This window comes from Gudongella sp. DL1XJH-153 (assembly GCF_049310905.1).
Lineage (GTDB): Bacteria > Bacillota > Clostridia > Tissierellales > Tissierellaceae > Gudongella.
This window is the reverse complement of sequence record NZ_JBMEMN010000037.1, coordinates 1-21,988: the sequence shown is the minus strand read 5'-3', so window position 1 is coordinate 21,988 and position 21,988 is coordinate 1. Positions and strand designations below refer to the sequence as shown.

Sequence of the window (21,988 nt, the reverse complement as noted above, 5' to 3'; positions counted from 1 at the left end):
GTCGTTATCTTTTTTTGATAACTATTGAAATTACAATATTTTATAGCTATTTTAAAGGGATAAACTTGACACTACCCAAAATGATTAGGGGGAGAAAAAATGAAAAAAAATCTATTTTTGGTGTTGTTTCTCGTATTGGCACTTACATTGACAGCATGTTCACCAGCATCAGACGAGGGGCCAGAACCATCTGAACCAACAGGTGAAGAACCTGCTGAGGGCATAACGGCCAGCATATCAGTACAGGTAGAAGCTGATTGGAGAGGCTATTATGAACAAGCAATTGAAAGAGTAATGGAAAAGCACCCTGATGCTACAATTGAACTTATTGAAACAGGTTCATTTGATCATCTGGACGTACTTGATGCTACCGATGTAACAAATGAAGACGTAGCAGATGTGTTTGCAATACCAGCAGATAGGATATACGGACTATCCAATAACGAAGCACTATCACCGATTGATGCAATGGCTATGGCAGAAAACGTTGGCGGATTTTCCAACTATGATGATGGTCTTGGGGGTAACTTCAATATTGATGGGGATTACCTTGCTTTTCCGATGAATATTGAGACCTTGGTAAACTTTGTGAACACAGCTAATGCAGAAGTCAAGGGAATAGATCTTGAAGGTGAAATCGAGTTTACCGAGCTGGGTCATGTTGATATGCTTGTACCAGCATTTGATGCATGGTTTGGCGTTGCTTTTGCAAATGCAGGTGGAATCGAGCTTCTTGGACATGATGAATCAGGACAGCTATATTCAGATTTGACCAAAGAATTTTCAGAGTTAGACGAGCAGCAACAAGCTGTATTTACAGCTCTTTATGACTATTGGAAGGCTCATTATACTGCAGGAACTCCTCTTTGGGATGAGAATGCGGCATGGGGCTATATGGACACTGAATTTTCAACTGGTGGACAAAACGTAATCAGATTGGAGGGACCGTGGTCAACAGGAAGCCTGTCAGCACTTGCAGGTGATGGTGAAGACCTTGATATCATACCTATAAATCAGGTTCTTGTTGAGGGATACCCACTAGCACACTGGAAAGGTGGCTGGGGACTTGCAATCAACTCAAGAAATGAGATGGATGCAGACAAGATGGCTCTTTCTCAAGCAGTAATTGAAGAAATTATTAATAGGGAGTTTGCAATTGATTTCTTCAAGGCGACAGGTAAGATAATGGAAAACGTGTCAGTTGACGAGTACTTGAATTCAGACCTTTCTGATACAGACAAGAAAGTGATTTCAGCAGTACTTGAATCTTATGATGCAGCTCCAGCAAGGCCTTTGTTTACAGAATGGGGAGCTGTTTGGGATACATGGAAGAATGGATTGCTTTCATGGTCTTCCGTAAATCCAGGATCAGTTGAAGAAGCTTATGATGCAATGAAAGCTTCATTCGATTCCATGATGATGAATTACTAAATAATTTTGGGAACAGAGTCCAGACTCTGTTCCCAAAAAAATATCCATAAGACAAGGAGAAAATAATGAGTGAAAAAAATCACCTGCCTTTGAAGAAATTTTACATATTGTTGTTTATAACCAGCATTCTCGTATTGGTCGCTTCAATTGAAGCTCTTATTTTGGTGAAGGATGGTGATCTGTTTTTACAATGGGCACATGATAATTTTCCCGATACAACTCCAGATAGCATTCTTTTTACTCAGTACGTATCATCAAATCTTTCCATATATTTTCTCAAGGTTTTGATACCTGCATCAATCGCAACAGTTGCATTTATCACAGCAACAAAAGCCAGATTTACTCCCATTGTAGTGTATATATGGATTGTACTTTCTTTTGGCGGTCTTGCATTTACTACTGCGGATATGAATTTTCAGTCGATTTTCTTTTATATCAATGGACTTTTTTATACAGGACTTATACTTTATATTTATTTTATAGTCGGTCTATCCAGAGATAATATTGGAGGTGAGGATTAGGTGACAAGCTACAGTTTATATCTGAAGGATAATATTGGTAACAAGTTCGAACGGAAAAACAAGTATTTGTTGGAACTTGCCAAGTTGGACGAAAAAATCAAAGAGGAAACCGACAAGAAGAAGAAATCCTTGCTTCAGTCTGAGAAAAAGAATTTGATTGCAAATAAGAAGAAGCATCCACATAATATTAAGCTTAAGGAATTTCATAAGGAGGAGAAAGACTTTCTAAGGTCCTTGAAAAATAGTGAAGCTGATTTTGAAAAATCTCTTTCTGATACTTTGAATTCGAAGGTAAGACAGCTTAAGACAAGAATGTATCATCATAAGCAGAGAACTGAATTTTACAAGGAGTATGTAGAGTTAACCTATGAAGCGGAATTCAAGTTCAAGAAAAGTAAAATCAATGTAGAACAGATACCTGAAATTATAAGCTTTATCGAAGGCATTGAAAGTGAACTGGATGAAGCGATGGAGCAAAAAAACAAGCTTGACCCAAAAAAAGATGCTAGATTGAAAATTGAACTTAAAACATTTAAGGAAGAAGCAAAAAAGAAAAGGGACGAAGAGATTAAAAAAGTAAAAGAACGAAAAAAAGAAGGAGTAATTTCAAGCAAGGCAGAGACAAATGCAATAAGGGAACTAAAGAGAGAGTACAAGAATCAGGTTAAACTGGAATCGTATAAAATTCCATCCAAAGAAAATAAGGATTTCATTAAAAGCAAGCAAAGAGAGCTTTCAAACGGTATTAAAAGAGAAGAAAAAGTTTTGAAAGCTGACATAGCTGATGCCAGAAGAAAAATTCCCATGGAAATTGCAAAAAAGAGGCCTATAATCGCTTACCTGACTCCTGTTTTACCAGGACTTGGCCAGCTTATAAATGGCCAAAGAAGAAAAGCCATATTTTTCTTCCTTGTCAGCTTTTTTGTATACTTCATTGCCATCCCATATGCCCTTGGTTATGGTAACTATCAAGGAGAGGGAATAGCTGGATTGATTACACTTGCAGAGGGTGGAGCAAGGGTGCACAAGTCACTTATATTTATGATTGAAGGAGTAGTGGCAATCTTTCTTTTGCTAATTGCAATTGGATTATTGTATGCATCCTTCAGGGACGTTCTCCTAACTGAAAGAAACATGATTTCAGGGATTCGACCCCCTAATTGGTTCGAGACCAAAAGAATGCTGTTTCAGGAAGGGTTCCCCTATATATCCTCCTTGCCAGCGATGCTGGTAATCGTTTTTATAGTGCTTGTCCCTGTTATAACAACACTGTTGGTTTCATTTACAAATATGAATCCACAAAACCAATCCAAATTCACATGGATAGGCATAGAAAACTACAAGCTTATAGCTTTGGGCGAAGGTCTTGCAGGAAGTGTCTTCTGGCTAATATTCGTATGGACCGTAATATGGACATTGGTTGCTACAACACTTGCTATACTACTAGGTTTTTTTCTTGCCTTGCTTGTAAACAACGATAGAATAAAAGGAAAGAAATTCTTCAGAACAATATATATACTACCTTGGGCAGTTCCTGCTTTCATTACCATTATGTTTTTCAGCATAATGGTAGCTCCAGGAGGAGTAATAACTGAACTGCTGGATTCACTTTTCAACGCAAGAATAGAAATAAAGAACGATACCATCCTTACTAGAGCAGCATTGATTTTGATACAGGGGTGGCTTGGAAGTGCATATGTATTTCTTCTTACTACAGGTGTACTTCAGGCAATACCAGGAGATCTGTACGAGGCAGCAGATATTGATGGAGCTTCAACATACGAGAAGTTGAGAAGAATTACAGTACCTCTTGTATTATTTCAGATAGCTCCACTGCTTGTAACGCAGTATACATTTAACTTCAATAATTTTTCGGTTATATTCCTTTTCAACAGCGGAGGCCCGTTTGATCCGCAGAGGTACGGCAATTTAGCCGGTTCATCAGACCTTTTGATTTCATATGTATATAAGCTGGCTTTAGTTAATCAGTACCAAGCCATTGCTGCAGCAATAACAATATTTATTTCACTTGGTGTGATGTTCTTTGCATTCCTTGGATTCAGAAGATCCAAAGGATTTAAGGAGGGGAGATTATGATGGCATTCTTCGGCAGAAAAAAGAAAAAAGAAAAAGGTTTGTATCTCTCTGACAAACCACCATTGACAATCGCAGGAATCATAGGTCTTGTGACTTCATATACCATTCTGTTTGCTTGGGTGGTGGCAATTGTATGGCCTCTGTTCCAAATGGTGGTATCAGCATTTAACGGAAGGCAGCAGCAATACATCATGGGAAATGCAAACTTTGAATTTTCATTAAGGCATTTTGAGTTCCTCTACAATGAAACTTATTATATGACATGGGTTAAAAACACACTTTTTATCGCAGTGAGCACAGCACTTTTGACCTTGCTGATGGTATCCTTCACAGGATATGCCTATTCAAGGTACAGATTTAAGGGAAGAAAGGCATCCCTGATGGCAATAATGCTGATTCAGACAATACCAACATTTGCTGGCATAACTGCTTTTTTTACAATGCATTCAATCGTTTCATCAATTATCCCAACCTTTAGCAGACAGATGATGCTTATACTAATATATGCCGGCCCTGCCATTGCTTCAAATACTTTTATACTGAAGGGTTATATTGATTCTGTTTCTACTGAACTCGATGATGCAGCAAAAATAGATGGGTGTTCCAATTTTGATATATACAGACTGATTATCATGCCCATAGCAAGGCCAATGCTTACAATCATAGCTCTCTGGTCCTTTATCGGTCCGTTTATGGATTACCTGCTGGCCAAGGTTCTTTTGACAAGTCCAAGCTCATATACACTTGCAGTGGGACTATTTACATTGATAAGTGATTTTAGAACCATGAATCAACCTGCATTTGCAGCAGGAGGCTTACTGACAGCCATTCCGATAGTTGTAATGTTTATGGTACTGCAAAAGCAGCTGGTATCAGGCTTGACTAGCGGATCTGTAAAAGGATAGGAGGGGACTTGTATGAAGGTAATAATGAAAAACTTGGGGAAAAAATATGAAGGTAGAGAAAACTTTACCTTGAGGAATATAGACCTTGAAATCGATGACCAGGAATTCTGTGTAATTCTTGGACCATCAGGTTGTGGAAAGACGACATTGCTGAGGATGATTGCAGGATTGAATTCAATTACTGAAGGAGACTTATTCTTTGATGAAAGGAGAGTCAACACAATTCCGCCAAAAGACCGTGACATCGCAATGGTTTTTCAGTCATATGCATTGTATCCACATATGACTGTATATGACAATATGGCATTTTCTCTGGTAATGAGAAAGGAAAGGAAAAAGCTCATTGATGAAAGGGTTAAGGAAGCTGCAAAGCTTTTGCAGATTGAAGAGTATCTCTATGCCAAGCCAGCTGACATCTCAGGTGGGCAGAGACAAAGAGTTGCTCTTGGCAGAGCAATCGTTAGAAATCCAAATGTTTTTCTTATGGACGAGCCTCTTTCAAATCTGGATGCAAAGTTGAGAGAGCATATGAGGGTGGAGTTGGTTAGACTGCACAAGAATTTAGGCACCACTTCCATCTATGTAACTCACGACCAGACAGAAGCCATGACAATGGCAACTAAGATAATACTTCTTGATGACGGAAAGATTCAGCAGGTAGGTGTACCGGAAGAATTCTATAACAAGCCTGCCAATATATTTGTTGCAAATTTCATAGGTTCTCCTTCAATAAATATAATTAAAGGAAAATTTAGAAATGGTAAATTCGTATCAGAAACCGATACAATCACATTGACACCCACACAAGAGGATGCACAGCTTTTAAAAGCTTATGAAGGCAAAGAGATATCAATTGGTATTAGGCCTGAAAGATTCGAAAGTGGTGGTGAATTCGGGGATACATTTGAAGCGACCATAGATGTAATAGAAATGCTTGGCAAGGAAAAGACATTATTTGCAAGGTTGAAGGATGGCTCAGACCTTGTTATTTCAACACCAGGACACTATGATTACAAGGAAGGAGAAACACATACTTTCGGGTTCGATATAAATGCGATACATTATTTTGACAGCGAAACAGGAGAGCGAATAAACAAGTGAATGGAGCGTAGTCATGGTTAAAAGACAAAGGATTACAATAAAGGATGTAGCAAGGGAGGCTGGAGTTTCACCATCAACTGTATCAAGGGTCATATCTAAAAATCCAAGAATAAGCAAAGTGACAACTGAAAGCGTATTGTCACACATGAAAAGACTTGGCTATCATCCGAACGCTATAGCTAGAAATCTTGCGAGAAATTCTTCCAAAACTATCGGTCTTATAATGCCAGACAGCCCAGGGGAGGCATTATTGAATCCATTTTTCCCTGAAGCCCTAAGAGGTATCATAAAGGCATCAACAAAATATGGATATGATATCCTTCTCTCCTCAACGGCAGAAATCAATGATATTGAAACTGTAAAGGGATTGGTTTCAGCTGCAAAAGTTGATGGGGTACTGGTTATGACAAGTAAAATTGAGAATAAGTCAATTGAATATCTTCGGGAAATTGAATTCCCGTTTTCAGTAATTGGATCTCCATACGATGATGTAGATGACACAAATCATGTGGACAATGATAACGAAAGAGCATCCCATGAATTGACATCATATTTATTGGAAAAGGGATCCAAAAGTATAGCTCTTATAACTGGAGGGAGATTCCTGACTGTTACAGAACAAAGAATAAAAGGCTTTAGGAGAGCTCTTTTGGAAAAGGGAATTAACAAAGAATGCGGGAGGCTGTTTGTTGGTGAATTTGACGAAAAAACCGGCTACAGATATGCAAAGGAAATAATCAATTCCGGCGAGGAGTTTGATGCAGTTGTAGCAACGGATGATGTTGTTGCATACGGGGTTGTTTCAGCATTTATAGAAATAGGATTAAGTGTCCCGGAAGATATAATGGTAGCGGGGTTCAATAACAGTATACTATCCAGACAATGTTCAGTACCAATAACATCAGTTGAAATACATGCGGACTTACTTGGAGCCCAGGCAGTGGATATTATAATTGAAAACATAAGGAATGGTGAAAGACAAGAAAAAAGAACGGTTCCTTACACAATATATAAGAGAAAATCAACATGGGATTAGATAAACTGGTATAAATATGTCGGGTTTTTTAAATATTCTGGAAAATGACACTTTATTTTGCTAAATTGTCTATTTAGTGATTGAAAACCTTGTCAAATAGTGGTAATATCTTATTATGGTGGAATATTCCACTAAATAATTCAGTACTGCGAGGGATAATATGGACCACAAGCTGATGGAGGATAACTTACAAAGAATTGAATCCGTAGTTTCAAGCAAAATTGTTTTCGGAAATGGCGACAACATTGATGAAATACATCTTGTAGCAAATGGTCACAGAGGACCCAAGCAAATAGCCAGAGACGTTCAATCAATTTTACTTGCTACATATGACATAGATGTTGATCATAAAAAGATAAGCATAGCCCAGATTCAAGACGATACGCTCAAGAGAAAAGCCAACAGAGTGAGGCTTGAAGGTGTACTTAGGGAGTCACGTGATTCAAGGGCTACAATCAAGGTAGTAATCTCTCTGGATGGAGAGGAGTTTACCAGCTCGAGAACAGGTGTGAATTCCTCCAGAAATACAGACAGAATGCTTGTGGAGACAACATTGGATGTGGTACAGGAAGCAAATGGATTCGAAGACATATTTTTATTTGACGATATAAGGCAGGTCCCAGTAGCGGGAACAAATATAATAGTAATTTGCGTAACAGGTGTTATTGCTGAAACTGAGCAGAGACTTTGCGGTGCAAGCGTTGTCGGTAATGATTACAACAAGGCAGTCGTCAAAGCTACACTTGATGCAGTAAACAGATTTATCACTAAATAGTGATAAATGCCGGCTGATCCATACTTTTTGACTTAGCGAAGCGAATATAGCATGCCATACTAGCGAACGGCATAGTACTCTAAAGGAGGCTATATTCGATGAAAAAAATCGCAAGCGTACTATTAAGCGTAATGGCATTAGTTCTAGCAGCAGGCGCAAACTACTCACTTATCTAATGATAATGTAAGCAAGAGCCGGCATTTACTATATATGAAGAAAGGGGGACTGACTTTGAAGCTGAATATGAAGACCAAGTTTTACCTGGGTGTATTGGTAATAACTGCATTATCTTTGTATGTATACATATTTGCTGAATTCTCAATCGGAAATATTGGTATGTTTCTCTTTTGGGCAGCTTTGGCTGTAGTAGTTGAGTCCCTTCTAATACCAATGCCTAATAATACAATTGGTGTATCAGTTGGATATGCAATAAATATTGCAACAATTATAATCGGAGGTCCATTGTTAGCCACAACAACTGCAGGACTGGGCTTTTTATTGAGAGTTCCGAAAATTGAAGGCCGTGGATATGTCCATATATTCAACCTGCCTCCACACAAATCAGTCTTCAATGTTTCTCAAAGCATAATTGTTACAGCTTTGATGAGTTTGATTTATGTTAACATTGGTGGAAGAATCGGAGAATTTGGGTTAGCTCAAACGATAGCAATCACTTTAGTAGGTGCATTGATTAATACTTCAATAATATCAGTTTATCTTTCGTTAAACAGCGAATTAAAATTCATTGAGACATGGATATCCAATATTAGGGGGACTTTTCCAAGTTCACTGGCAGTTGGATCAATAGGAATAATAATTGCACTTGCATATATCGGTTACGGTTACGGAGCTGTAATACTATTCTTTGGACCATTGTTGCTTGCGAGATATTCATTTAAACTATATATAGAAATGAGAAACCTTTACCTTTCAACCATTCAGGCACTTAACAAGACCGTTGAAGCCAAGGATCCCTACACAAGCGGGCATGCAAACAGAGTTGAAAAGTTTGCCGTTGATCTTGCAAAGGCATATCATCTGCCCTTTACAAGCATACAGAATTTAAAAACTGCATCAATACTGCATGATATCGGGAAAATCGGTATCCATGATGAAATATTGAACAAGGCATCCAGGCTTACCAAGGAAGAGTATCAGGAAATAATGAGACATCCCGCAATCGGTGCTGAAATCATCAGCAAGGTTGACTTCTTAAGTGATATTACAACTATTGTCAAACACCATCACGAAAGATATGATGGCAAGGGATACCCAGACGGCCTATCAGGTGATGAGATACCGATAGAAGCAGCGATTCTTACAATAGCTGACTCCTATGATGCGATGACAACTGACAGACCATACAGACAAGCCATGACACCTCAGAAGGCAATAGAGGAATTGGTTAATAACGCCGGAACTCAATTCCATCCTGATTTGGTTAAGTTATTTGTTTCCATTATGGATAATTAGGTGATATTATGTTTATTGAACCAGCAGCTCTGTCGATCATTTTATCAAAATTAAAAGGCGGTAAAATCGGAAACCTGGAACATGTTCATATTGAAGGGATTTTTCTTCTTTTTCTTTCAGCGCTAACCCAGGCTAGCCTATCCTTAACGAAGAAATATCAGATTCAGAGCTTGTACATATTTTTAGAGGATTATTTCCTCTATGTTATTGTTTTTTCATATGCACTTTTACTTATTGCAATTATACTTAATATTGAAAAGAATTATATGAAGGTTTTGTTTGTAGGTGTGATGCTAAATGCCGCTGTAATAGCAGCTAACGAAGGTAAAATGCCCGTATCAATGACTGGTATTTCCGGTATCAATCAGGAATCTGTTATTCCTGAAAGAGCTGAAGATATTAAGCACATAGGTGTTAATCAGGAAACAAAACTAGTGTATCTCTCGGACATAATATTAATTCCAAGACCATACCCTTTGCCTAAAATACTAAGCATAGGAGACCTTTTTATAATGGCAGGAGTATTTTTATTCTTTCAGAAGGAAATGGAACCCAGGTAGTAGACTAAATCCCATCACTGTGTCTTCAGCACTGGTTATTGGGATTTTTTTGATACAACACGCATCCGTGGATGCCATTAGGGAGGAAAATTAAATGGGAAACAAAGCAGTAATCCTTGGAACCAATTACTACATAGGCTTAAGCATTATTAGAACCCTAGGCTATGAGGGAGTTGAAACCATAGCAGTTGACTACCAGGATGAAGAGCTGTATGGATCAAAGTCTAAGTATCTGGGTAGTCATGTTATGGCGCCTGATTTTAAAAAGGACAAGGAAGGATACTTGGATAAGTTAATTGAGATAGCAAAGGCAGAAGAAGAAAAACCGGTGCTTTTTCCCAGTGCGGATCCTTATGCGGAATTTGTTGATGAAAATCTTGAAGAGCTGAGAAAATATTATTTGATTCCAATGGAAGAGCAGGGACTTTGGACGAAGGTAATGAAAAAGGAAAGCCTAAATGAAATGGCTAGTGCACATGGATTGAATGTTCCTGAAACAATTATGCCGCAAGAGGAAAACCTGTATGAAAGAGTCGAGGAAGAACTGGGATATCCTTGTATAGTTAAGCCTACTGATTCACCATCTTTTGTAGCAGTGTTCAGAAGAAAAATTTTTCACTGTAACAATAAGAAGGAACTAGAAGAAGCTTTAGGCAAAGCACAAGCAGAGAACCTCGAGGTATTTGTTCAAAGAATCATTCCAGGTTTTGATGACCACATGTATACATTTGACTATTATGTGGATAGAAATGGGAAAGTAACTCACTGGATGACCTGTAGAAAACTGAGACAATTCCCAATAAACTTCGGTGCATCAGTCTATACTGAGCAGATTCATGTACCTGAGCTGGGAGAAATAGGAATACCCTTTGTCGAGAGAATCGGATACAGAGGCTTTGGGGAAATAGAGTTTAAAAAGGATGCCAAGACAGGAAAGTTCTATATAATTGAGATCAATACAAGAACCACATCCTTGAATGAATTATTGTATAAGGCAGGAATTAATTTCACGTACGTGGCATATAGGGATATGGTAGGTGATCCATTGAAACCAATGGCGGTGGAAAAGAGTACAGGATACGTATTTCAGTACCTGTTTGAAGATATTCTGGCAATAAGAGATTACGTAAAAAAAGGACAGCTTTCACTTGGAAGTGTAATCAAATCATTATTTAGGAAGAAAGTACCTGCTGTATGGAGTTTTGATGATCCAGCACCAGGGCTAAATTATTTATCAATTCTATTGGGGAAAGTTAAGAAGAAGATTTTTAGGTAGGAGGAAACTTATGAAACTGAAAGATCTCTTAAGATCGTTGGATATACTGGAAACAAGAAATGTCAATATGGACCTTGATATTGAAGGGATTGCCTGCCATTCAACAAAGGTAGAGCCTGGTTTTATATATGTTGCAATAAAGGGATATATAACAGATGGACACAAATACATCGAACAGGCTTTATCAAAGGGAGCGGTAACACTGATAGTTGAAGAATTTAATGATGAGTTGGATGGATTTTGTCAGGTAAAGGTACAAAACAGCAGAAAAGCACTATCCAGACTTAGCAGTAATTTTTATGATAATCCTACTGAAAAAACGAAGGTCGTTGGTGTAACTGCAACCAATGGTAAAACAACGACTACATTTATACTGGATTACATCTATACAAAAGCAGGATACAAGACTGGAATGGTGGGAAGTGTCCTTTCAAAAACAGGTAAGCGGACTGAACTCGCCAGTTTGACAACTCCTGAGAGTCTGCACCTTCAGTGTTTATTTTCTGAAATGGTTGAAGAAAATGTTGATAGAGCTGTTATGGAGGCATCATCCTCAGCACTTGAACTATACAGGGTGAATGACGTGGACTATGATATCGTCTCCTTCAACAACTTCAGCAGGGAACACATTGACCAGCATGGAAGCTTCGAAAGATACTGGGAAGTCAAGTCATCCCTCATAAGGGATGCAAAGCCTGAAGCAATAGCTGTGCTAAATGTTGATAATGAAAAGATAGCATCTTTGATTACAGATACCTGTGCAAAAGTAGTTACTATATCCGTAGATTGTGACGAGGGTATGATAAACTGCAAAAATCTCAAGCTTGTCAAGGGCAGAGGTGTTTTTGATATCGTCATAAAAGATAATATAAATCTTGGAGATCTGGTAATTGATAAAGGATCTTTTCAGGTAGAACTTAAGATACCTGGATACCATTCAGTTGAAAACGCCATGATGGCAATTGCAATTGCACTTGCAGATGGAGTGGACAGGGATATTATCGTAGAGTCCCTTAAGGAATTTGGCGGTGTGGAAAGAAGATTTGAGTTTATTTACGAAAATGAATTCACAATAATTGATGACCATTTTGCAAATATTAAAAATATCAACAGCACTCTTGGAACAATTGCAGATATGGATAAAAACAAAGTCCACATAGCCTATGCAATAAGAGGGAACAGAGGAGTAACTGTGAACAGGGAAAATGCACAGGCTTTAATGGATTGGAAGGAAAAGCTTGGCATAGAAGAAGTAATTGCAACCAGAAGCTTGGGAAGTGTGGGTGATAAGGATGCAGTATCTTCAGAAGAAGAAAGTGTATTCAGGGAAGTACTTGATGACGCTGGTATAAAATATAGGATTTTTGACACAATAAAGGAAGCAATTGAGACAATACTTGAAAAATCAGAGAAGGATGATATAGTTTTGCTTGCAGGTTGCCAGGGAATGGATAGGGGAGCAAGAATCGCATTTGATTATATTCACAGAAAAAATCCTGATCTAGACTCGATTGATTTGTACAAACCGCTGACCAAGAGAGTGGCAGAGGAAGGTTTCATACTGTAAAAAAATGTTTTTTAATGACTGTAGATATGGTAAACTAAGTATGTGATAAGAAAAATCTGTATTTCAGAGGAGGAAAAAAATTTTGGATCTTAAATCTAAAATTAGAGAAATTGAAGACTTTCCAATTGAAGGTGTAAGCTTCAAGGATATTACAACGCTAACAAGGGATGCAGAGGCTTTTACATCTGCAGTTTCCATGATGGTTGAAGACCTAAAGGACAAGAATATCGACTTTATAGTTGGACCGGAGGCAAGAGGATTTCTTTTCGGTGCTGCAGTTGCCTATGGACTTGGAGTAGGCTTTGTACCAATAAGAAAGCCAGGGAAATTGCCTGGGGATACCACCAGTTATGAATACGAATTGGAGTATGGAACAAATACATTGGAAATACACACAGAGTCCATCGAAAAAGGTGACAGAGTTGCAATAGTTGATGACTTGCTTGCTACAGCAGGAACGGTTTCAGCTGCTACATCTTTGATTGAGTCACTGGGTGGAGAGGTTATTGCTTTGGAATTTGTTATAGAGCTTACATTTTTAAATGGTAGAGATAGGTTAAAGGACCACTATATAAATTCACTGGTTAAGTATTAGGCGTCGGCTTACCGACGTCATTTTTTTCGAGAGAAATATTCGTAAGGAGGAGTAATATGTGTGGAATAGTTGGTTATGTTGGAAAGAACAATGCTCAGGATATAATACTAGATGGTTTGGAGAAACTGGAGTACAGAGGTTATGATTCAGCAGGTGTTGCATTGATGGAGGAAGGTAGTCTTAAGACGAGAAAACATGTCGGAAGACTAAGTAATCTTGTTGAAAGTTTAAGAGTTGAACCAATACATGCAAATGTAGGAATTGGTCATACAAGATGGGCTACTCACGGAGCACCTTCAGATATTAATTCACATCCCCATACAAACGCAGATGGTTCAATAGCGGTTGTTCATAATGGTATTATTGAAAATTACAGAGCTCTGAAGGAAGAGCTTGCTGAAAAGGGTTATGAGTTTGTTTCCGAAACTGATACGGAAGTGATTGCCCACCTGATCGATTATTATTATATAGATGACCTTTTGGAAGCTGTTTTCTTGGCAGAAGAAAGATTGCAGGGAGCATATGCTCTTGGAGTAGTAGCGCAGAAAAACCCTAAAGAAATAATCGCAGTGAGAAATGAAAGCCCATTGATACTTGGAGTTGGTTCAGACCAGAATTTTGTGGCATCTGACATACCGGCAATACTTAAGTATACAAACAAGGTGATTTACCTGGAGAACAGGGATATTGTGAGACTTTCCTCAGAGGGGTATGAGATTTATACAACTGGAAGAAAGCCTGTGAAAAGGGAAATCAAAGAGATTCAATGGGATGTTGAATCAGCAACAAAAGAAGGTTATGACCACTTTATGCTCAAGGAGATTTATCAACAGCCTTCTGCAATCAAGGATACTCTTGAGAGAAGACTTGATGAAAAAGGTGAGATTTACCTTGAGAACATTGCCATAGACGAGAAGACCATCAAGGAAATTGATAAAATATATATTGTAGGATGTGGAACAGCATACCATGCAGGACTTGTTGGAAAGTACCTATTCCAGACTTTTATGAATGTGAACGTAATTGCAGACATTGCTTCAGAATTCAGATATGGAGAGCATTTCATAGATGAAAAGACACTTGTAGTAATAGTGAGTCAGTCAGGTGAAACTGCAGATACATTGGCGGCATTGAAGGATGCAAAAGCCAAGGGAGCAAGAATTTTATCAATAACAAATGTAGTTGGCAGTTCTGTGGCAAGAGAATCTGACGATATATTCTACACCTGGGCAGGACCTGAAATTGCAGTGGCATCAACTAAAGCTTATACAACTCAGCTTGTGGCTTTTTATATGTTGGCACTTTACTTTGGAAGGCTGAAAGGATCGCTTTTGGAGGAATGCTACAAAGAGATACTGACTGAATTGAAGAGCTTGTCGGAAAAGGTGGAAGGATCACTGGAAGCAAGTAATGATTCCGCCAAGATTATTGGGGAATTGATAAAGGATAAGAGTTCATTGTTCTACCTGGGACGAGGATTGGATTATTTCACTGCCATGGAAGGTGCATTGAAGCTAAAGGAAATCTCATACATTCATACTGAGGCATTTCCTGCGGGAGAGCTAAAGCACGGGACTATCGCTTTGATCGAGGAAGGAACTCCTGTTATTGCATTGGCGACCCAATCCAGAATCTATGACAAAATGGTATCCAACATCAAGGAAGTTAAGGCAAGAGGTGCATTTGTTATAGGGATAACCAGAAAGAGCAATAAAGATCTTGAAGAGGTCTGTGACAAGGTTATCTACCTGGAAGAGACATTTGATATATTCATGCCATTATTGGCAGTTTTATTCCCTCAGTTATTATCATACCATGCAGCTTTGATTAGAGGTAATGATGTTGATAAGCCGAGAAATCTTGCAAAATCTGTTACAGTCGAATAGCAACCCGATATGCCAAAAGCCGTATTCTCAATTGAATACGGCTTTTTTCGATGGTGATTTCCTTATTTTGATATACTAACATTTTTGTGGGTAATAAATAAACATCCATATTTTAGGAGGTTATTATGGTTAATGATTAATCATATTATGAAAAAGATTAATCCCTTTTTTTACTGGTAATCAGATTCATATAACCAATGATGTTTTTTCTGTCTTCATAGCTAAGTTTGTGGTACATATCCAGTAGCATCTTTTCATCATTGCTAAGGTATGCAGGTGTTTTTTCTCGAATTATTTCATCTGATGGTATATCCTTGGGAAGACTGCCTGTAAGCATCCAATCTATTGAAACATTCAATAATTGTCTAAGCTGAATAAGGGTATTTGCAGATGGTGAAAACTTATCGTTTTCAAGATCACTTAGATTGCCTGTGGATAAACCTGTAAGGTCTCTAACATCAAGCAATGAAAGCTTTTTTGATTTTCTTGCAGCTCTTAGTCGTTGCCCTATTGTGGACATTCTATCACCTCCGTATGTGATACTTTGAAAACTATGTATACATATTACTTTAATACCATAACACCATAACACCATAACACCATAACATAAGTATTCTATCATACATGGCTACATAATTGCTATAAAAATGTATCTAGTAGCTTATTTTGATATTCGCAAATAAAGAGTTCTTTGATCAAGAAAAATACAATTTTCCTATTTATAAAAATAAGGAAGTGATTTTCATGAGGAAAAGAAACCTGACACCATTTGGGAAAAAAGTTAAACGAAGGCTTGTTGAGATAAACCTTACGCAAAAGAAGCTTGCTGAAAATATTGGAACATCAGAAGTATACTTGATTATGATACTATATGGTGAAAGATCCGGAAAAAAGTATATTTCCAAAATCAACGAAATACTAAAGACAAGTGAATAACAATAGTAGATAGGATTTTGAGGATGGAGTAAATGACATAATTCCATTACGTATTGATAAATATAAATTTAACGATATGTATTGATTACAATCTTACTATATGGTATAATAAGCTTGTTGTTTGAACCTATAAAAATAATGGAGGGTGAAGAATGAAAAAATTATTATTATTATTATTTGTACTTGTACTTAGTATGAGTCTACTTGCAGGATGTACACAACCTGCTGAGGAGCCTGCAGAAACACCTGCTGAGACTCCAGCTGAAACGCCTGAAGAGCCGGCAGAAGAGCCTGCTGAAGAAGTAGAAGAAGGAACAATAGCTAAGTTGGGTCTTGGACATGTAATATCAATTGCCAAGTCAACTGACGCAGAAGCTGAAAAGACAGCACAAGCACAATCAGATGTAACAGTAATTGCAGTTGGATTTGATGCAGAGGGTAAAGTTGTAAGCGCTGAACTTGATGTAGCACAAACAAGAGTTGCTTTCGATGAGAACATGGCAGTATCAACTGACAGAGAAGGCGAATTCAAGACGAAGAAAGAGCTTGGAGAAGACTATGGAATGCTTAAAGCTTCAGAGATTGGTAAAGAATGGTTTGAACAAGCACAAGCATTGGAAGAGTGGATGATTGGAAAAACTGTTGACGAGATAACTGGAATTGAACTTGAAGACGGTGCTCCAACAAATGAAGACCTTGTATCATCAGTTACAATTGGAGTAGACACTTACTTTGCAGCACTTGAGCAAGCATGGGCAGAAGCAATTGATGTTGAAGGCGCAGAAACTGTAGGCCTTGGAACTAAGATTTCAATTGCCAAGTCAAAAGACGCAACTGCAGATGCAGGCGCAATGGCACAAGTTGACAATGTATTGGCAGCAACTGCATTTGATGCAGAAGGAAACGTAGCTGGTGCTGTAATAGATACAGCTCAGGTTAAGATTCAGTATGATCTTGAAGGAAAAGTAGAAACAGATAAAGAAGCAGAGCTTATGACTAAGAACGAGCTTAAAGAAGACTATGGTATGCTAAAGGCTTCAGGAATTGAAAAAGAGTGGTATGAGCAGTCAGCTGCATTAGCAGACTGGATGGTTGGCAAATCTGTAGATGAAATCGCAGGAATGTCAATGGAAGATGGAGCACCAACTGAAGAAGACCTTGTATCATCAGTGACTATGGGTGTAGAAGACTACATTTTCGTTGTTGAAGAAGCTTACGAAATAGCTAAGTAATATGATTGAAGGCTCCCCGGATGGGGAGCTTTTTATTTGCCTAAGAAGTCTGTTTTTGGTATGATAAGTGAGGGTGATTTTAGTGAAAAAAATTAGTTTGATATTAATGGTGGCAGTTTTGGTAAGTATGCTTTCAGGATGCTCAGGTGGAGTTGCTTACAATAGATTCAACGATACATTCTTTGATTCCTTCGATACTGTGACACAGGTCATTGGGTACACAAAGACCCAGGAGGAATTTGACATGTACATGACACAGATTCACGACAGAATGCTGGAACTTCACAAAATGTATGATAAGTATAATGACTACGAAGGCATTAACAATATCAAGACAATTAACGACAATGCAGGAAAAGAACCTGTGAAAGTCAGCAAAGAAATAATTGACCTTATAAATTTTTCCAAGGAAATGTACTATAATACAAACCAGAAAACAAATATTGCCTTTGGCGCAGTTTTGAGGATTTGGTCAGATTATAGGGATGATGCAGAATTTGATCCAACAAATGCCAAGATTCCACCAATGGAAATGCTTCAGGAAGCCAGTGAACACACCGATCTGGAAAAGGTAATTGTAGATGAAGAAAATATGACGATTTTTCTGCAAGATCCTGAAATGAGCTTGGATGTTGGAGCAGTTGCAAAGGGTTTTGCCACTGAGATAATTGTGGATGAAATGGTTGAAAGAGGATTTGATTCATGGATTATCAGTGCTGGTGGAAACATCAGAGCAGTAGGTGAACCAAAAGATCCTGCAAAGACTAAATGGGGCATAGGGATACAAAATCCCGATAAATCAATTTTTGGTGATGGGTCCAATATACTTGATACAGTATTTATGAATAATATTTCTGTAGTAAGTTCAGGTGATTATCAGAGATATTACGTTGTTGATGACCAGAGAATACACCATATAATCGATCCTGAAACCCTGATGCCTGCATCTCACTATAGAGCAATAAACGTTGTGATTGAAGATTCTGGTTTGGCAGACTTCTATTCAACAGAAGTGTTTCTTTTGCCATATGAAGAAAGCAGGGAACTTGTTGAATCAGTTGATGGACTGGAAGCAATTTGGGTGTTTGCAGACGGTAATATTGAAATGACAGAAGGATTTATGGCGATTTCAAGGTCAGGTGGAGCCATTGCAACAGATTAGTTTATGATATCAAGCCAGGGGGGAGAACCAATGGAAAAGACATTTGTTATGATCAAGCCCGATGGAGTCAAAAGAAAACTTGTTGGAGAAGTGCTAAAAAGAATTGAGGCAAAAGGTTTGTCGATTGAGAAAATCTCTATGACAAGCCCAGATAGAAGAATTCTAGTGGAACACTACAGAGAACATGAGGGGAAAAGCTTCTACAATGACCTCATAGAGTTTGTATCCAGTGGTAGAGTAGTTTTGCTTCAGGTTGGAGGCGAAGGCTCTATAAAAATAATGAGAAGCCTCATTGGAGATACCGATCCTGTTTGTGCATCTCCTGGAACAATAAGAGGGGACTTTGCCAATTCGAAAACTGAGAATATTGTGCATGCATCTGATTCGGAAAGTTCAGCTACACGTGAACTAAAATTATGGTTTGGAGATGATTAAAATGAAAAAAACCATTGGTATAATAGGTGGAATGGGACCCTTGGCAACTGTTAAATTGTTTGAAAAAATTGTTCTTAATACAAGAGCTGATTCAGATCAAGACCACCCACGCACCATAATTGACAGCAATACAAGAATTCCCGACAGGACAAGGAATATATTGTCCGATGGGGAGAACCCAACGAATGAGTTGATTGAATCTGCCAGATGTCTGGAAAGAGCTGGGGCAGATTTTCTTACAATGCCATGTAACACAGCTCACTACTTTATGGAAGAAGTCTTGAAAGAGGTTGAGCTGCCATTCATAGACATGATAAAGGAGACTGTAAATACAGTAAAGAAAGAATTTGGAAGCTCAAAGGTAGGAATATTTTCTACAGACGGTACGATTTCTTCAGGTGTATACACAAAGGTGCTGCAAAAGGAAGGAATTGAATATGTTTTACCTTCCCCACAGAGTCAAAAGGCAATAATGGAACTTATATACAATATTAAGAAAGGACAGTATGATAATGACCTTACAAGGTTCTTTACAGCAATTGATGAGCTGCACTCACAAGGCGTACAGACCATCATATTAGGCTGTACAGAGCTTTCAGTGGCTGCTGACATGTACAAGTTTCCGGATAGTGTTAACTATGTTGATGCGCTCGTTGTACTTGCTAGAGAGGCCATAATTGGAGCAGGCTGTGATATTAACAGTTGATGTGGGTATCAATCAAGAGAGGTGATTGTGATGAAAAAGTGGATTTCCACGTTATTGATAATTGTAGGAGCAGGCTTGATAGCCTATCAGTTTTTACCAGAGATTCTAATTAAGCGGCAAGTTGTAAAAAGTGGAGCGGTTGTGGAAGAAATCACAGAGGAGCAAATTGTTGAAAACAATGAAAGAGAAGCTGTATACGATTACACTGCAATAGAAGATGTTTCCGGAAGATCCGCAGTTTCAGGTGTTTCACAATTCGAGGGTGAAAACATTATTGGAATTCTTATGGTTGACGATCTAGGGATTAATTTACCGATTCTTAAGGGTGTATCCGATGCCAATCTAATGGCAGGAGCTGGCACCATGGTGCCCGATTTAAAAATGGGAGAGGGGAATTATTCGCTGGCATCCCATTATATGAAAGATCCAAGTTTGCTTTTTGGAAATCTATTGAATGCAGAGGAAGGAATGCAGGTTAGGATAACAGATAAGATAAATGTCTATGAGTATGAGATATATGAAACAGTTCTGGTACCTGAGACAGCTATGTATATGTTGGACCACGAGCAAGCTGATGAAAGGGGCAAGCCAATAATATCACTGATGACCTGTTATTACACATCTAAAAATGGGCAGAGATTCTTCGCATTGGGTGAATTGGTTGATACCTACCCATACAGACAAAAATTTACAGATTGATATGTGTATTTCAATAACATATCGATAATATTCAAAACAAAGTTGTAATAACAGATTATAAGTGGTAAAATCAGAATATGAGTTTTGATAAAAATATATCGATATGGGAGGTTAAATTATGGGATTTGGAAGATTAGGAATGCCTGAACTTATTTTGATTCTGGCTATTGCCTTGGTTATATTTGGGCCGTCAAAGTTACCAGAGATTGGAAAATCATTGGGAAAAGCACTGAAGGAGTTCAAGGCGGGTCAAGATAAAGATTCTGATGAGAAGGAAGAAGCTGATGAGAAGGAAGACAAGTGAAAATGATGGTAAAAACCTTACATTGACTGAACATCTTGAGGAATTGCGCAAACGACTTATTTATTCTGCCTTGTTTTTCATAGCTACGGCACTTCTTTGCTACACTTTTGCAGAAAGAATTATTAGGGATATGGTAGATCTTGCAGGTGATATTGATTTTGTGTTTATATCCCCAGCGGAGCTGCTACTGGCAAATGTAAAGCTGGCAATGATAGGTGGACTTATAATTTCGGCACCCTTTTTAATAATTCAGGTTTGGCTGTTTGTAATCCCTGGACTTAACTCAAAGGAAAGAAAACTCGTAGCTGCCGCTATTTCAATGGGTGGAGTTTTTTTTGTAGCTGGAGCACTTTTTGCCTACATCATGGTAATTCCAATAGTATTGGTATTTTTTATGGGATTCCAAATGGATATAATTTCTCCCATGATAAGTTTCAGCAGCTACATGAGTTTTGTACTTAGTACGGTTGTAGCCTTTGGAGCAATCTTTGAGTTGCCTATCCTAATGATACTCTTAACAAGATTTGGAATAGTCAAGGTAAGCTTTATAAAGAAAAATAGAAAATATATGGTTCTTGGTATTTTTGTCCTGGCTGCAATAATTACTCCACCAGACATAATATCTCAGATGCTGCTGGGTCTCCCAATGCTGCTTCTGATGGAACTTGGAATATTCTTGTCGGGAATATTCGCAAAAAAAGAAGAAGATGATGAATAATACAAAAACCCCCTTATGGATTTAATCCATAAGGGGGTTTTAGCTCAATTATATTTTGAATTACTCAGCGCTTTCAAGTGCGGCATTAACTGCTTCAATAATACCATCGCTGGTATATGTAGCGCCTGAAACTGTATCAACTTCAGTTGAGTTTGCTGCAACTATAGCTGCAGGAGTTTCTTCGATTGCTGGATCACTAATCCCAGCTGACTCTTCATGTGACAATACTTCAACACTTGTTATTGTATCACCTTCAAGAGTAACTTCAACAGTGATATCACCACCAAAGCCTTCGCCTACACCAGTTAGAACTACAGGCTCGCCACCTTCAGCTGCTGGTTCTTCTCCTCCTGAACATGCTGCAAGACTTAAAGCCATTGCCAATGTCAAAAGGATAACCATTAACTTCTTCATATTTTTCATCTCCTTTCAATGTAAATGTACTTGTAGATTATACACCCTCGTTATTAAAAAATCAAGTCGAGAAAAGCTATACTGTCAATAACTTTTGAAAATGTCAGTAAAAACTAGTCTAATTATCTTTTGAAAATGTCAGTAGATAATTAAGTGGTT

General features: G+C 38.1%; 23 protein-coding genes. 21 read left to right on the top strand and 2 right to left on the bottom strand.

The features are described 5' to 3' along the window. Positions 1 to 99 precede the first annotated feature (99 nt). From ACOEN1_RS11615 to glmS, 13 genes are all read left to right on the top strand, one after another. On the top strand, positions 100 to 1,431 hold the full coding sequence (locus ACOEN1_RS11615; protein WP_422487076.1) for a sugar ABC transporter substrate-binding protein: 1,332 nt from the start codon (positions 100 to 102) through the stop codon (positions 1,429 to 1,431). Positions 1,432 to 1,496: 65 nt separating this feature from the next. Then, positions 1,497 to 1,952 carry a hypothetical protein gene (locus ACOEN1_RS11610; RefSeq protein WP_422487075.1) on the top strand — a complete coding sequence of 152 codons (456 nt, stop codon included), beginning with the start codon at positions 1,497 to 1,499 and terminating at the stop codon, positions 1,950 to 1,952. After that, positions 1,953 to 4,049 carry an ABC transporter permease subunit gene (locus ACOEN1_RS11605; RefSeq protein WP_422487074.1) on the top strand — a complete coding sequence of 699 codons (2,097 nt, stop codon included), beginning with the start codon at positions 1,953 to 1,955 and terminating at the stop codon, positions 4,047 to 4,049. Next, entirely contained in the window at positions 4,046 to 4,954 is a 909-nt protein-coding gene (locus ACOEN1_RS11600) for a sugar ABC transporter permease (protein ID WP_422487073.1), read from the top strand. The genes ACOEN1_RS11605 and ACOEN1_RS11600 overlap by 4 nt, the downstream gene beginning before the upstream one ends. Positions 4,955 to 4,966: 12 nt before the next feature. Then, positions 4,967 to 6,055, top strand: coding sequence for an ABC transporter ATP-binding protein (locus ACOEN1_RS11595; protein WP_422487072.1), 1,089 nt, complete (start codon positions 4,967 to 4,969; stop codon positions 6,053 to 6,055). Positions 6,056 to 6,068: 13 nt separating this feature from the next. Continuing rightward, on the top strand, positions 6,069 to 7,091 hold the full coding sequence (locus tag ACOEN1_RS11590; protein WP_422487071.1) for a LacI family DNA-binding transcriptional regulator: 1,023 nt from the start codon (positions 6,069 to 6,071) through the stop codon (positions 7,089 to 7,091). 160 nt (positions 7,092 to 7,251) lie between these two features. Continuing rightward, positions 7,252 to 7,866, top strand: coding sequence for a hypothetical protein (locus ACOEN1_RS11585; RefSeq protein ID WP_422487070.1), 615 nt, complete (start codon positions 7,252 to 7,254; stop codon positions 7,864 to 7,866). Positions 7,867 to 8,097: 231 nt separating this feature from the next. Next, entirely contained in the window at positions 8,098 to 9,339 is a 1,242-nt protein-coding gene (locus tag ACOEN1_RS11580) for an HD-GYP domain-containing protein (RefSeq protein ID WP_422487069.1), read from the top strand. Positions 9,340 to 9,347: 8 nt separating this feature from the next. Then, positions 9,348 to 9,899, top strand: a complete 552-nt coding sequence (locus tag ACOEN1_RS11575) for a DUF5317 domain-containing protein (protein ID WP_422487068.1) — start codon at positions 9,348 to 9,350, stop codon at positions 9,897 to 9,899. Between the two features lie 94 nt (positions 9,900 to 9,993). Then, positions 9,994 to 11,175: a carboxylate--amine ligase gene (locus ACOEN1_RS11570; RefSeq protein WP_422487067.1), complete on the top strand. Its 1,182-nt coding sequence runs from the start codon at positions 9,994 to 9,996 to the stop codon at positions 11,173 to 11,175. A gap of 10 nt (positions 11,176 to 11,185) precedes the next feature. After that, complete coding sequence (locus ACOEN1_RS11565) at positions 11,186 to 12,742, top strand: Mur ligase family protein (protein WP_422487066.1); 1,557 nt, start codon at positions 11,186 to 11,188, stop codon at positions 12,740 to 12,742. Between the two features lie 82 nt (positions 12,743 to 12,824). Further along, positions 12,825 to 13,337 carry an adenine phosphoribosyltransferase gene (locus tag ACOEN1_RS11560; protein WP_422487065.1) on the top strand — a complete coding sequence of 171 codons (513 nt, stop codon included), beginning with the start codon at positions 12,825 to 12,827 and terminating at the stop codon, positions 13,335 to 13,337. Positions 13,338 to 13,393: 56 nt separating this feature from the next. Next, a complete protein-coding gene (gene glmS / locus ACOEN1_RS11555; protein ID WP_422487064.1) occupies positions 13,394 to 15,223 on the top strand; it encodes a glutamine--fructose-6-phosphate transaminase (isomerizing) in 1,830 nt (609 codons plus the stop codon). Between the two features lie 157 nt (positions 15,224 to 15,380). On the opposite strand, the gene ACOEN1_RS11550 is transcribed toward glmS, so the two are convergent. After that, the gene (locus ACOEN1_RS11550) at positions 15,381 to 15,743 is read right to left on the bottom strand and encodes a helix-turn-helix domain-containing protein (protein WP_422487063.1); all 363 of its coding nucleotides are present in this window, start codon (positions 15,741 to 15,743) and stop codon (positions 15,381 to 15,383) included. Between the two features lie 224 nt (positions 15,744 to 15,967). Here ACOEN1_RS11550 and ACOEN1_RS11545 point away from each other — a divergent pair, with 224 nt between their 5' ends. From ACOEN1_RS11545 to tatC, 8 genes are all read left to right on the top strand, one after another. Further along, entirely contained in the window at positions 15,968 to 16,159 is a 192-nt protein-coding gene (locus ACOEN1_RS11545; protein WP_422487062.1) for a helix-turn-helix domain-containing protein, read from the top strand. A gap of 152 nt (positions 16,160 to 16,311) precedes the next feature. Then, on the top strand, positions 16,312 to 17,391 hold the full coding sequence (locus ACOEN1_RS11540; protein WP_422487061.1) for a hypothetical protein: 1,080 nt from the start codon (positions 16,312 to 16,314) through the stop codon (positions 17,389 to 17,391). Positions 17,392 to 17,473: 82 nt separating this feature from the next. After that, positions 17,474 to 18,553, top strand: a complete 1,080-nt coding sequence (locus tag ACOEN1_RS11535; RefSeq protein ID WP_422487060.1) for an FAD:protein FMN transferase — start codon at positions 17,474 to 17,476, stop codon at positions 18,551 to 18,553. 30 nt (positions 18,554 to 18,583) lie between these two features. Next, on the top strand, positions 18,584 to 18,988 hold the full coding sequence (gene ndk, locus ACOEN1_RS11530; RefSeq protein WP_422487059.1) for a nucleoside-diphosphate kinase: 405 nt from the start codon (positions 18,584 to 18,586) through the stop codon (positions 18,986 to 18,988). Position 18,989: 1 nt separating this feature from the next. Beyond that, positions 18,990 to 19,694 carry an aspartate/glutamate racemase family protein gene (locus tag ACOEN1_RS11525; RefSeq protein WP_422487058.1) on the top strand — a complete coding sequence of 235 codons (705 nt, stop codon included), beginning with the start codon at positions 18,990 to 18,992 and terminating at the stop codon, positions 19,692 to 19,694. A gap of 30 nt (positions 19,695 to 19,724) precedes the next feature. After that, positions 19,725 to 20,393 carry a class A sortase gene (locus tag ACOEN1_RS11520; protein WP_422487057.1) on the top strand — a complete coding sequence of 223 codons (669 nt, stop codon included), beginning with the start codon at positions 19,725 to 19,727 and terminating at the stop codon, positions 20,391 to 20,393. Positions 20,394 to 20,511: 118 nt separating this feature from the next. Next, positions 20,512 to 20,697: a twin-arginine translocase TatA/TatE family subunit gene (tatA, locus tag ACOEN1_RS11515; protein ID WP_422487056.1), complete on the top strand. Its 186-nt coding sequence runs from the start codon at positions 20,512 to 20,514 to the stop codon at positions 20,695 to 20,697. Next, positions 20,678 to 21,415, top strand: a complete 738-nt coding sequence (gene tatC / locus ACOEN1_RS11510) for a twin-arginine translocase subunit TatC (protein ID WP_422487055.1) — start codon at positions 20,678 to 20,680, stop codon at positions 21,413 to 21,415. The genes tatA and tatC overlap by 20 nt, the downstream gene beginning before the upstream one ends. 60 nt (positions 21,416 to 21,475) lie before the next feature. Here tatC and ACOEN1_RS11505 read toward each other — a convergent pair whose 3' ends face one another. Then, entirely contained in the window at positions 21,476 to 21,829 is a 354-nt protein-coding gene (locus tag ACOEN1_RS11505) for an FMN-binding protein (RefSeq protein ID WP_422487054.1), read from the bottom strand. Positions 21,830 to 21,988 lie beyond the last annotated feature (159 nt).